This window comes from Pseudomonas sp. OST1909, from assembly GCF_015277575.1.
Classification (GTDB): Bacteria; Pseudomonadota; Gammaproteobacteria; order Pseudomonadales; family Pseudomonadaceae; genus Aquipseudomonas; species Aquipseudomonas synxantha_A.
Genome location: NZ_CP063780.1, coordinates 2,825,105 through 2,839,207 on the forward strand (window position 1 = coordinate 2,825,105; position 14,103 = coordinate 2,839,207).

Consider the following 14,103-nt stretch of genomic DNA (forward strand, 5'->3'; position numbering starts at 1 on the left):
TTCCCGGTTCGTTTTATAGGGACGACGTGCCTTTGTGCTTCCCGCCTATTGCCCCGGATTCGAAGAAATGAATGCTGAAGACTCCTTGAAACTTGCTCGCCGGTTTATCGGGCTACCCCTGGAAAAACGCCAACTGTTCCTGCAAGCCCTGCAGAAAGAGGGCGTGGATTTTTCCAGGTTTCCGATACCGGCAGGGGTGGAGGTTGAGGATCGCCAGGCGCTTTCCTACGCGCAGCAGCGCATGTGGTTTCTCTGGCAATTGGACCCGGCCAGTGGCGCCTACAATTTGCCTGGCGCGGTGCGCTTGACCGGCGCGCTGAGCCTGCCTGCGATGGAGCAGGCGTTCGCCAGCCTGGTGGCGCGCCACGAAACCCTGCGCACCGTGTTCCAGCGTCAGGCCGACGAGCGCTTGACGCAGGTGGCGGTAGAACCGGCGGTGAATGTCGAGCAGTTGGACGTCAGCGCCTTGCCAGCCGCCGAGCGCGAGCAGGCCGTCAGCGACGCCGCTACCCGCCAGTCCCTGTTGCCGTTCGACCTGGAGCACGGCCCGCTGCTGCGCGTGCAACTGCTCAAACTCGCCGATCAAGAGCACGTGCTGCTGCTGACCCTGCATCACATCGTCTCTGATGGTTGGTCGATGAACGTGCTGATCGACGAGTTCATTCGTTGCTATGACGCCCATGAGCGCAACCAAGAACCGCAATTGCCGGCGCTGCCGATCCAGTACAGCGACTATGCCCTGTGGCAACGGCGCTGGCTGGAAGCGGGGGAGCAGGCGCGCCAGTTGGAATACTGGCAGGCGCGCCTGGGCGACGAGCATCCGGTACTGGAACTGCCCACCGACCACCCACGCCCGGCGATGCCCAGCCATCAAGGCACGCGGCATAACTTCGCGATTGATCCGGCATTGGCGGCGCAACTGCGCAGTTGCGCGCAAAAACACAACGTCACTTTGTTCATGCTGCTGCTGGGCGCGTTCAATGTGCTGCTGCATCGCTATACGGGCCAGGGTGATATCCGCGTCGGCGTGCCGATTGCCAATCGCAACCGCACTGAAGTCGAAGGGCTGATCGGTTTCTTCGTCAACACTCAGGTGTTGCGCACCGAACTGAGCGGGCAAACCCGCGTCACCGAGCTGTTGCAAGGCATCAAGGAACACGCCCTGGGTGCCCAGGCCCATCAGGAATTGCCCTTCGAGCGCCTGGTAGAAGCGCTGAAAATCGAGCGCAACCTGAGTCACACGCCGCTGTTCCAGGTGATGTACAACCACCAGCCGGTCGTCGCCGACATCGCTTCGGTCAGTACCGCGTCCGGCCTGGAGCTGGCTCTGGTGGAATGGCAAGGCCGCACCACGCAGTTCGACCTGACCCTGGACACTTATGAAAAATCCGGCACCCTGCACGCCGCGCTGACCTACGCCAATGACCTGTTTGACGCGCCGACCATCGACCGCATGGCCCAACACTGGATCAGCCTGTTGCAGGCGATGGTGGTGGATGGCGAACAGCGTATCGGCGAATTGTCGATGCTTGATGCCCAAGAACAGCACCGGCTGGTTCACACCTGGAACCAGACTGCCGAGTCATACCCAACTGAACGCGCAATTCATCACCTGATCGAAGACCAGGTTCAGCGCACCCCGGATGCACCGGCACTGGTATTCGGTACAACCACCTTGACCTACGCCCAGCTCGACAGCCGGGCCAACCAGCTGGCCCACGCCTTGTGCGAGCAGGGCGTAGGCCCCGACGTGCTGGTGGGAATCTGTGTCGAGCGTTCCGTCGAAATGGTGATTGGCCTGCTGGCGATTCTCAAGGCCGGTGGCGCCTACGTGCCCCTCGACCCCGAGTATCCCCAGGAACGCCTGGCCTACATGATCGAAGACAGCGGCATTCGGTTGCTGTTCAGCCAGCAAAGCCTGCTGGCCGCGCTGCCCGCTGCCGGTATCCAGGTGATTGCCCTGGATCAGCCGGCGCTGTGGCTCGACGGCTACAGCCGCGAAACGCCCGCCGTGGCGGTCCATGCCCTCAACCTCGCCTATGTGATCTACACCTCCGGCTCCACCGGCAAGCCCAAGGGCGCTGGCAACAGCCACCGTGCGTTGGTCAACCGTTTGAGTTGGATGCAGCAGGCCTATGGTCTGGATGCCAGTGATGCAGTGTTGCAGAAAACCCCGTTCAGCTTCGACGTGTCGGTGTGGGAGTTCTTCTGGCCGCTGATGACCGGTGCGCGCCTGGTGGTCGCGGCGCCTGGGGAGCACCGTGAACCGGCGCGCCTGATCGAAACCATCGGCCGGCACGCCATCACCACGTTGCACTTCGTGCCGTCGATGCTGCAGGCGTTTATCCACGAGCCGGGCGTGCAGGCGTGCACCCGCCTCAAGCGCATTGTGTGCAGCGGCGAAGCCTTGCCCCTGGATGCGCAACTGCAGGTGTTCGCCAAGTTGCCGGGTGCGGCGCTGTACAACCTCTATGGCCCGACCGAGGCGGCCATTGACGTCACCCACTGGACCTGCATCGACGAAGGCGCCGACAGCGTACCCATCGGCCGCCCGATCGCCAACCTCGCCACCTATGTGCTCGACGCCCAACTCAACCCGGTGCCTGACGGTGTAGCTGGCGAGCTGTACCTGGGCGGTACTGGCCTGGCGCGCAGTTATCATCGGCGCCCGGCGTTGACCGCCGAACGTTTTGTGCCAAGCCCGTTCGTGACGGGTGAGCGGCTGTATCGTACCGGTGACCGTGTGCGCCAGCGCGCCGATGGTGTGATCGAATACCTCGGTCGCCTCGATCACCAGGTCAAGTTGCGCGGCTTGCGTATCGAACTGGGCGAAATCGAAACCCGCCTGATGCAGCACCCGCAAGTGCGCGAAGCGGTGGTGTTGGTGCAAGGTGGCAAACAATTGGTCGCGTACCTGGTGTGTGAAGGCGAGGAGCCGACCGACCTCAAGGCCTGGCTGCTCGGCAGCCTGCCGGAATACATGGTGCCGACCCACTTCGTCACCCTGGCCAGGCTGCCGGTGACCGCCAACGGCAAGCTTGACCGCAAGGCATTGCCACTGCCGGATGCAGCGCTGCAACAGGCGTTTATCGCCCCGCAAGGCGACCTGCAAACAGCCCTGGCGGCGATCTGGAGCGATGTGCTCGGCGTTGAACAGGTCGGCCAGGACGATAACTTCTTCGAGCTGGGTGGCGACTCGATCATTTCTATCCAGGTGGTCAGCCGCGCCCGCCGGGCCGGTATCCGACTCAGCCCCCGGGACCTGTTCCAGTACCAAAGCATCCGCAGCCTTTCGCGGGTGGCCAGCTTCGACCAGGTCAGCCTGATCGACCAGGGCCCGGTCAGTGGTGAGGTGATTCTGACCCCAGTGCAACAGCGCTTTTTCGCCCAGACGATCCCGGCACGTCATCACTGGAACCAGTCGTTGCTGCTGACCCCGCGAGAGGTGTTGCAGCCCGCGCGGCTGGAAGCGGCCTTGAACCAGCTGATCCAACATCACGACGTCTTGCGCCTGCGTTTTGTGCAGCAGGCGGATGGCTGGCATCAGAGCCATGCGGCACCCCTCGCCGAGCCGCTGCTGTGGCAGTCCCATGCCAGCATCGACGCCGAGTTGGCAGCGCTGTGTGATGAAGCCCAGCGCAGCCTCGACCTCGAACAAGGCCCGTTGATACGCGCCGCATTGGTGAGCATGGCCGATGGCAGCCAACGCCTGCTGCTGGTGATCCACCACCTGGTCGTCGATGGTGTGTCCTGGCGCATCCTGCTCGAAGACCTGCAACAGGCTTACCGCGAACAGTCGCTGCCGGCGAAAACCAGCGCGTACCAGCATTGGGCGCAGCAACTTCACGACCACGCGCAAACCCTCGACGAGCAACTGCCGTACTGGCAGGCGCAATCGGTCGACACCGATCTACCTTGCGACCACCCCGAGGGCGGCCTGCAAAACCGCCTGGGCACCAAACTGGAAACCCGCCTCGACGCCGAGCAAACCCGCCGGTTGCTGCAAGACGCACCGGCGGCCTATCGCACCCAGGTCAACGACCTGCTGCTGACCGCCCTGGCGCGGGTGATCAGCCGCTGGAGCGAACAACCCGCTGCGCTGATCCAGCTCGAAGGCCATGGCCGCGAAGACCTGTTCGACGACATCGACCTGAGCCGCACCGTCGGCTGGTTCACCAGCCTTTTCCCGGTGCGTCTGCACGCCGAAGGCGAGTTGTCCGATGCGATCAAATCGGTCAAGGAGCAACTGCGCGCCGTGCCCGACAAGGGCCTGGGTTACGGTCTGCTGCGTTACCTGGGGTCGCCGCAGGCCCGCGAAAGCCTGGCGAACCTCGCCGCGCCACGCATTACGTTCAACTACCTGGGCCAGTTCGACCGTCAGTTCAATGAGTCGGCACTTTTCGTACCGGCCAGTGAAGGCAGCGGCCAAGCCCAGGATCCCGAGGCACCGCTGGCCAACTGGTTGACGGTGGAAGGGCAGGTGTATGGCGGTGAGTTGGCGCTGCAATGGGGCTTCAGTCGCGAGATGTTTGACGTGTCGAGCGTCCAGCGTCTGGCGGATGAATACACCGCTGAACTCAAGGCGTTGATCGAACATTGCTGTGCTGCTCCGGCAGGGCAGGTGACCCCGTCGGATTTTCCGTTGGCACGTCTTACTCAGCAGCAACTGGATGCATTGCCCGTGGCGGGGGCGGCGATTGCCGATCTTCACCCGCTGTCGCCGATGCAGCAGGGCATGTTGTTCCACACGTTGCTTGCGCCCGAGGCCCAGTCTTATATCAACCAGTTGCGCCTCGACATCGAAGGGCTCGACCTGTTGGCCTTCGGGCGTGCCTGGCAGGCCGCGCTGGATCGCCATGACACCCTGCGCAGCAGCTTCCACTGGCTGGGCATGGACAGTGCTCACCAGTTGATCCAGCACCAGGTGGACCTGCAACTGCAAGTGATTGAAGACCCGTATGCCGACTTCGACGCCCTGGCCCAGGCTGAACGTGAGTGCGGTTTCGCACTGAATGCCGCGCCGCTGTTTCGCCTGACCCTGGTGCGCGGTGCGGGCGCGGCCTGGCACCTGATTTTTACCAGCCACCACATTCTCATGGATGGCTGGAGCAACGCGCAGTTGCTTGGCGAAGTCATTGCTCACTACGCAGGTCAGGCTGTGCCCGCACCACTGGGGCAGTGGCGCGATTACCTGGGCTGGTTGCAACAGCAAGGCGCTGGCGAAGCGTTCTGGAAAGCCGCACTGGCAGCATTGCCGGCGCCGACCTTGCTGGCCCAGGCACTGCGCAAGCCGGTGGACGGGATCGGCATGGCTGACCATCACGTGGTGCTAGACAGCGACGTTACCCGGCGTCTCGGCGAGTTTGCGCGCCAGCACAAAGTGACCCTCAATACCGTGTTGCAAGGCGCCTGGAGCCTGCTGTTGCAGCGCTACACAGGCCAGGATTGCGTGGCCTTTGGCGCCACCGTGGCCGGGCGTTCCGCGCCACTGCCAGGGATCGAGCAGCAATTGGGCCTGTTCATCAATACCTTGCCGATCATCAGTGCAGCCTCGCCAGCCCAGTCGGTCGCAAGCTGGCTCGGCGAGTTGCAAGCGCTCAACCTCAGCCTGCGCGACCATGAGCATGCACCGCTCTACGATATCCAGGCTTGGGCCGGCCATCACGGCGCGCTGTTCGATACCTTGCTGGTGTTCGAAAACTTTCCGGTTGCCGAGGCGCTCAAGCAAGGCGCGCCGGCAGGCCTGACCTTCGGCCGCCTGCACAACCATGAACAAACGCACTACCCATTGACCCTGGGCATTGAGCTGGGGGCCAACCTGCGCCTGGAGTTCAGCTACGACCGTTCGCTGTTCAGCGAGCCGCAAGTCGCGCACCTGAGCGCCAACCTGCAACACCTGCTGGCGCAATTGCTCGCCGATGCCCATGTGCCCCTTGGTAACCTGCGCCTTCTCGACGCCACCGCACAGCGGAATATGCTCGCTCTCAGCCGGTCGGCCGCGGCTGCCCAGGGTAACGAGCGCGTGCATCAACGCATCGCTGCCCAAGCCCAGGCCACCCCGGACGCCCTGGCTGTGCTGGCCGGTGGCGAAGGCTTGACGTACGCGGAGCTAAACCAGCGGGCCAATCGTCTGGCCCATCGCCTATTGGAGCTTGGTGTCGGTCCCGGACAACGGGTGGGCCTGGCTTCGCGTCGTGGCCCGCAGTTGATTGTCAGCCTGTTGGCGGTACTCAAAAGTGGCGCGGCCTACGTACCGCTGGACCCGAAATACCCCGTCGAACGCCTGGCCTACATGCTCGCCGACAGCCGACTCAACCTGCTGCTCAGCGAAGTGGGTTTGCTCGTGGATCTGCCATTGCCCCAAGGACTGGCACGTGTGGATTTCACCGCCTGCGGTGACGAGCTGGCCGGCTACCCGGCGACCAACGTGCCCAACCCTGCCGCCGCTGCTGATCTGGCATATGTGATCTACACCTCGGGCTCCACCGGTCAGCCCAAAGGTGTGGCCATCGATCATGCCGCCCTCGGTCAATTCTGCGACAGTGCCACGCTGTACAGCCGCTTGAGTGCCGAGGATCGCGTCTTGCAGTTTGCGACCTTCAGTTTCGACGGTTTTGTCGAGCAGTGCTTCCCGCCCTTGTGTGTGGGCGCAGCGTTGATCATGCGCGGTGATGAGCTGTGGGACGCCGGGCAACTGGCGCGGGAGATCGTCGAGCAAGGCGTAACCCTGGCCGACTTGCCGGCGGCCTACTGGTACCTGTTGGCGCAGGAATGTGCAGTGCACTGCCGCTCCCTGGGCAAGCTGCGCCAGGTGCATGTGGGCGGTGAAGCCATGGCGGTGGAGGGTGTACGTGCCTGGTATGCCGCAGGGCTTGGCGATGTGCGCCTGGTCAATACCTACGGGCCGACCGAAGCCACGGTGGTGTCCAGCGTGCATGACTGCCAGTTGACCGATGCCAACGACGCGTACGGCGTGCCGATTGGGCAGGCGATTGCGGGGCGTGCGCTGTATGTGCTCGACAGCGGTTTCGAACTGCTGAGCACCGACGGTGTGGGCGAGTTATGCATCGGCGCCGAGGCGGGCTTGGCCCAGTGCTACTTCGATCGCCCGGCGCTCACCGCCGAGCGCTTCTTGCCGGACCCATTTTCCGCCACGCCCGGTGCGCGGCTTTATCGCAGTGGCGACCTGGCCCGGTACAACGCGGCGGGGGCGCTGGAATACGTGGGGCGTATCGACCATCAGGTGAAGATTCGCGGCCTTCGTATCGAAATGGGCGAGATCGAAGCCAGCCTGCAAGCCTTGCCCGACGTGCGTGAAGCGGCGGTGATTGCCCAGCCGAGCGCAATCGGCATGCAGTTGGTGGCGTATGTGGTACCCGCCGACGATCAGCCGTTGGAAACGCAGGCACTGGCCACTCGCTTGCGTCAGGCGTTACCGGATTACATGGTGCCGGGACACTGGGTGGTACTCGATGCCTTGCCGCTCAACAACAATGGCAAGCTCGACCGCCGGGCGCTGCCGGCACCGGATCTGAGCCAGGCGTGCGCCGTGTACGTGGCACCTCAGAGCCCTTTGCAGGTGCAGTTGGCAGCGATCTGGCAAGCGGTGCTGCACGTGGAGCGGGTTGGCCTGGACGACCACTTCTTCGAACGCGGCGGTCACTCGTTGCTGGCGACTCAGGTGATCTCACGGGTGCGTCACGACCTCAAGCTGGAAGTGCCGCTGCGGGCCCTGTTCGAACAGCCGACGCTGGCAGCCTTCGCGGCGGCTTGCGCAGGCTTGACGGCCGATACGGCACCAGCGATCCAAGCGCTTGGACGTGAGCAGCCGCTGGCGTTGTCCTTTGCTCAGGAGCGTCAATGGTTCCTGTGGCAATTGGACCCGGCCAGCGCGGCTTACCATGTACCGACTGCATTGCACGTGCGCGGTCAACTCGACAGTGCGGCACTTGCACGCGCCGTCCAGGCCCTGGTGCAGCGTCATGAACCGCTGCGCACTACATTTGTTGAGGCGGGCGAGCACACCTTGCAAGTCGTCCACCCCAGTCTGACCGTGCCGATTGAGCAGCAAGCGATTGACGCCGATGCCATCGAGCACGCCGTCAGCGAAGAAATCCAGCGCCCGTTCGACCTGCTTGACGGCCCATTGATGCGCGTCAAGTTGCTGGTCGTCGCGCCTGAACACCACGTGCTGGTCATTACCCAGCACCACATCATCTCTGATGGCTGGTCGATGCAGGTCATGATCGACGAGTTGGTAGCGCTGTACCAAGGTGACGCGGACTTGCCGGCCTTGCCGATCCAATACGCCGACTATGCCCGTTGGCAGCGGGATTGGATGGCGGCAGGGGAGCAACAACGCCAGCTCGATTACTGGTGCGCCCGTCTGGGTAACGACCATCCGCTGCTGGACTTGCCGCTGGACCATCCGCGCCCAGCGGTGCAGAGCTATCGCGGCGCGCGCCGGCAGATCCACCTTGACCGCGTGATGCTGGCTGAGCTCAAAGCCTTGGCCGAACGCCAGGACGTGACCTTGTTCATGCTCCTGCTGGCCTCGTTCCAGGCCTTGCTGCACCGCTACAGCGGCCAGTCGCAGGTTCGCGTCGGCGTGCCGATCGCCAACCGTAATCGTCTCGAAACCGAGCGGCTGATGGGCTTCTTCGTCAATACCCAAGTGCTGCAGGCGCAGTTGCACGGGCAGATGCCTTTCGAGCAGTTGCTGGGCCAAGTCAAACGGCGCGCTTTGGAAGCCCAGGCTCATCAGGACCTGCCGTTCGAGCAACTTGTGCAGGTGTTGCAGCCGGAGCGTAGCCTGAGCCATAACCCGCTATTCCAGGTGATGTTCAATCATCAAAGCAGCCTGCGTTCGGGGGCAGTGCAACTGCCTGGCCTGGTGTTGCAGCCAATGGACTGGGCGGGTCACAGCACGCAGTTCGACTTGAACCTGGAAACCGAGGAATCGGCCGACGGCCTCTGGGCGTCCCTGACTTACGCCACCGACTTGTTTGACGCTGCAACCGTGGAGCGTCTGGCCGAGCATTGGCAAAACCTGCTGCGCGCGGTCGTGCACGATGCCTCCCAGCCCCTGGATGAACTGGCGATGCTGAGCACGTCGCAATGGCAACAAATGGTGCACGACTGGAACCGCAGCGACACCCCATACCCACACGAACACTGCGTACACCAGCTGTTTGAGGCCCAGGCTGTGGCGCAACCCGACGCCATCGCGCTGCACTTCGACGAGGAGCGCCTGAGCTACGATGAACTCAACCGCCGCGCCAATCGCCTGGCCCATCGTTTGATCGCCATGGGTGTCGGCCCGGACGTGCTGGTGGCAGTGCACGTGGAGCGCTCCCTGGACATGGTGGTCGGCTTGCTCGCGACTCTCAAGGCCGGTGGCGCCTATGTCCCGCTCGACCCGCAATTCCCGGCAGAGCGCCTGGCGTTCATGCTCGAAGACAGCCGCGCCCGGGTGCTGCTGACCCAGGCGCACCTGCAAGGGCGCCTGGTGCAGTCGCAAGGCGTGCAGGTGCTGATGGTCGAGGATGTCGGCACGCAGGCATATAACCCGCAGGTTGCCGTTACACCGCAAAATCTGGCCTACGTCATCTACACCTCCGGCTCCACCGGCAAGCCCAAAGGGGTGATGGTAGGCCACCAGGCGCTGTGCAGCTTTACCAGCGGTATGGCGGGCACCCTGGATATTGGCCGGCAGACGCGGCTGTTGTCGCTGACGACCTTCTCGTTCGATATCTTCGCCCTGGAGCTGTACGTGCCGCTGAGTATGGGCGGCACAGTGCTACTGAGCGCCCAGGACATGGCCCTCGACCCTGAGGCGATTCTCGAACTGGCCCAGCGTCAGGCCGCGAGTGTGCTGCAGGCCACGCCATCGAGCTGGCGCATGTTGCTCGATAGCCCGCGCGCCCATTTACTGCGTGGCATAACCTGTCTGTGCGGTGGTGAAGCGCTGCCAGCCGACTTGGCCCAGCGCCTGCTCGAGCTGCAAGGTCCCGTATGGAACCTCTATGGCCCGACGGAAACCACCATCTGGTCAGCGGCTCATCGTCTGCATCAAGCGCAGCCTTTCGTTGGACGGCCCATTGCCAATACCGGGTTGTTTATCCTCAATCCCGGCCTCATGCCATGCCCGCAAGGCGCGTCTGGCGAGCTGCTGATCGGCGGTGTCGGCCTGGCGCGCGGTTACCACAGGCAGCCGGCCCTCACTGCCGAACGCTTCGTGCCCAACCCGTTTGGGGCGCCGGGCGAACGCCTGTACCGCACCGGCGACCTGGCACGCTATCGGGCCGACGGCGTGGTGGAGTACATCGGGCGCGTCGACCATCAGGTCAAGGTCCGGGGTTTCCGGATCGAGCTGGGTGAAGTCGAAGCCTGCCTGCGTGAGCACGACGGTGTACGCGAAGCGGTGGTGCTGGCCGATAACGACCGCCTGATCGCCTATCTGGTCAGCACTGCACCGCAGCCACCGCAGGTGTACAAAGCCGCGCTGCGCGAGCGCCTGCCGGATTACATGGTGCCTGCGCACTGGATGTTTCTCGATAGCCTGCCCTTGACCCCCAACGGCAAGCTCGACCGCAAGGCGCTGCCCAAGCCGGAGGTTGGCGATTCACTCAAAGGCCATATAGCACCGGTAACCCTGCGCGAGCAGCAGGTAGCCGCCATCTGGGCCGAAGTGCTGGAGGTGCCGCAGGTCGGCCTCGACGACCACTTCTTCGAGCTGGGTGGCCATTCATTGCTGGCTACGCGTGTGGTGTCGCGGGTTCGCCAGGCCCTGACACTGGAAGTTGCGCTCAAGACCTTGTTCGAACACCCGCTGCTGAGTGATTTCGTTCGGGCCTTGGGCGAGGAGGGCGCTACTGCGCCAGCGTTGCTCAAGGCCGATCGCACGCAGCCTTTGCCGCTGTCCTACGCTCAGGAGCGCCAATGGTTCCTCTGGCAACTGGACCCCACCAGCGCCGCGTACCACATCCCCAGCGCCTTGCGTTTGCAAGGGCCGCTGGACCTGAGTGCACTGCAACGCAGCTTCGACAGCCTGCTGGCACGCCATGAAAGCTTGCGCACGCATTTTCAGCAACAGGCCACCGGTGCGTTGCAGGTCATTGAGGCCGTTGGCTGCGTCGATATCGACCGGGTCGATAGCGATTACGCTGGCCTCAAGGCGCGGGTCGCCGAAGTGGTCGCCCACCCGTTCGATCTGCTGCGCGGGCCACTGCTGCGGGTCAAGTTGCTGCGTCTGGCCGACGATGATCATGTGCTGGTGCTGGTGCAGCACCACATCGTCTCCGATGGTTGGTCGATGCAACTGATGGTTGAGGAGTTGGTGCAGTTGTATGCCGCCTTCAGCCAGGGTCAAACCCCAAGCCTGCCGATGCTGCCGATCCAGTACGCCGACTATGCTGTATGGCAACGCGACTGGATGGCCGCGGGCGAGCAGGCACGTCAATTGGCCTACTGGCGCGAGCATTTGGGCGGCGAGCAACCGGTGCTGGAATTGCCGTTCGATCACCCGCGCCCGGCCCAGCCAAGCCATCGCGGCGCCCGCTTGGGCATCGAGTTGGCCCCCGAGCTCCTGAAGGGTTTGCGCGCACTGGCACACACTGCCGGCGTCACGCTGCCGATGGTGCTGCTGGCGTCTTACCAGGCATTGTTGCATCGCTACAGCGGCCAGGAGGACGTGCGCGTCGGCGTGCCGATTGCCAACCGCAACCGTCTCGAAACCGAGGGTTTGATTGGCTTCTTCGTCAACACCCAAGTGCTCAAGGCCGATATTCATGGTCAGATGAGCGTGGAGCAATTGCTGCGCCAGGTACGCCAGCGCTCTTTGGAGGCTCAGGCGCACCAGGACCTGCCCTTCGAGCAGTTGGTGCAGGCTTTGCAACCGGAGCGCAGCCTGAGCCTGAGCCCGTTGTTCCAAGTAGTGTTCAACCACCGTGTGAGCGGTGCCGACAGCCACCTGAGTCGCCTGACCGACCTGCACGTGGAGGTCCTGGATCTGGATGAGGGCGTGGCCCAGTTCGACCTGGCGCTGGATGTGGAAGAAAGCCCGACCGTGCTGCGCGCCTCCCTGAGTTACGCCACTGACCTGTTCGCTGTGGCGACCATCGAGCGCATGGCCGGGCATTGGCAGAACCTGTTGCGGGCAATGGTTGCCGATCAACAACAGGCTATCGGCCAATTGAAGCTGCTGGGCCAGGATGAGCAAGAGCACATCCTTGAGCTGTGGAACCAGACCGACGCCGGTTTCTGCGCCGAGCGTCTTGTTCACGAGTTGGTAGCCGACCGTGCCCGGGAAACCCCGGATGCGGTGGCGGTTAAGTTCGACGCGCAAACCCTGAGCTACGCCGAACTGGATCGCCAGGCCAACCGTCTGGCTCATGCCCTGATTGCCCGTGGCGTCGGCCCGGAAGTGCGCGTGGCGATTGCCATGCCGCGCAGTGCCGAAATCATGGTGGCGTTCCTGGCGGTGATGAAAGCCGGTGGCGTGTATGTGCCGCTGGATATCGAGTACCCGCGTGATCGCTTGCTCTACATGATGCAGGACAGCCGTGCGCAACTGCTGCTGACCCATAGCCGTGCGTTGCAACAACTGCCGATCCCCGAGGGGCTCACCACCCTGGCGATCGATCGTAGCGAAGAATGGACCGGTTACAGTGATACGGCACCAGACGTGGCGCTGGATGGCGACAACCTCGCCTACGTGATCTACACCTCCGGTTCCACCGGCCTGCCCAAGGGCGTGGCGGTGTCTCACGGGCCGTTGGTGGCGCACATTATCGCTACCGGCGAGCGCTATGAAACCTCGCCGGCCGATTGCGAACTGCACTTTATGTCGTTCGCCTTCGACGGCTCCCACGAAGGCTGGATGCACCCGTTGATCAACGGCGCCAGCGTGTTGATCCGTGATGACAGCCTGTGGTTGCCCGAATACACCTATGAGCAGATGCACCGTCATAACGTGACCATGGCGGTATTCCCGCCGGTGTACCTGCAACAGTTGGCCGAACATGCCGAGCGCGACGGCAACCCACCGGCGGTGCGGGTGTATTGCTTCGGCGGTGATGCCGTTGCTCAAGCCAGCTATGACCTGGCATGGCGCGCGCTGAAACCCAAGTACCTGTTCAACGGCTACGGCCCTACCGAAACCGTGGTTACGCCGTTGCTGTGGAAAGCGCGCAAGGGCGACCCATGCGGTGCAGTCTACGCACCCATCGGCACCTTGCTCGGCAACCGCAGCGGTTACGTCCTGGATTCGCAACTCAATCTGCAACCCATCGGCGTGGCAGGCGAGTTGTACCTGGGCGGCGAGGGCGTGGCCCGGGGTTACCTGGAGCGCCCGGCACTGACTGCCGAGCGTTTCGTGCCGGACCCGTTCGGCAAACCGGGCAGCCGTGTGTATCGCAGCGGCGACCTGACCCGTGGGCGTCCGGATGGGGTGGTGGACTACCTGGGGCGTGTCGACCATCAGGTGAAGATCCGCGGTTTCCGTATCGAACTGGGTGAAATCGAAGCGCGCTTGCGCGAGCAGGTCAGCGTCGGTGAAACCGTGGTGGTGGCTCAGGAGGGCCCGACCGGCAAGCAGTTGGTGGCCTATGTGGTGCCGGCAGATGCCAGCCTGGCAGACCCCGCCGAGTTCCGCGATGCCCTGCGTCGAGCCCTGAAAGCCGACCTGCCGGACTACATGGTGCCCAGCCACTTCGTATTCCTGGCGCAAATGCCGCTGACCCCCAACGGCAAGCTCGACCGCAAGGGCTTGCCATTGCCGGATGCGAGCCAGATGCAGCAACAGTACGTGGCCCCGCAATCCGAGCTTGAACAACAGATCGCGGCGATCTGGGCCGACATCCTGCACCTGCCGCAAGTGGGGCTGAACGACAACTTCTTTGAAGTCGGCGGCCATTCCTTGCTGGCGATCCAGATCACCTCCCGGGTGCAAGCCGAATTGGGCCTTGACGTGCCGCTGATGGAACTGTTCCAGACCGATTCGCTGCGTGCCTACGTGCAGGCGGCAGCCACTTTCCGCGCCGGCAGCGTGGAAGATTTTGATGACCTGCGTGACTTTTTGAGCGAACTAGAGGCGATTTGAAC

The 14,103-nt window shown here is 63.5% G+C and carries 1 protein-coding gene; it reads left to right on the forward strand.

Annotation, left to right across the window (positions count from 1 at the left end):
- Window positions 1-67: 67 nt before the first annotated feature.
- The gene (locus tag IH404_RS12410) at window positions 68-14,101 is read left to right on the forward strand and encodes a non-ribosomal peptide synthase/polyketide synthase (RefSeq protein WP_194440530.1); all 14,034 of its coding nucleotides are present in this window, start codon (window positions 68-70) and stop codon (window positions 14,099-14,101) included.
- The last annotated feature ends 2 nt before the right edge of the window (window positions 14,102-14,103 follow it).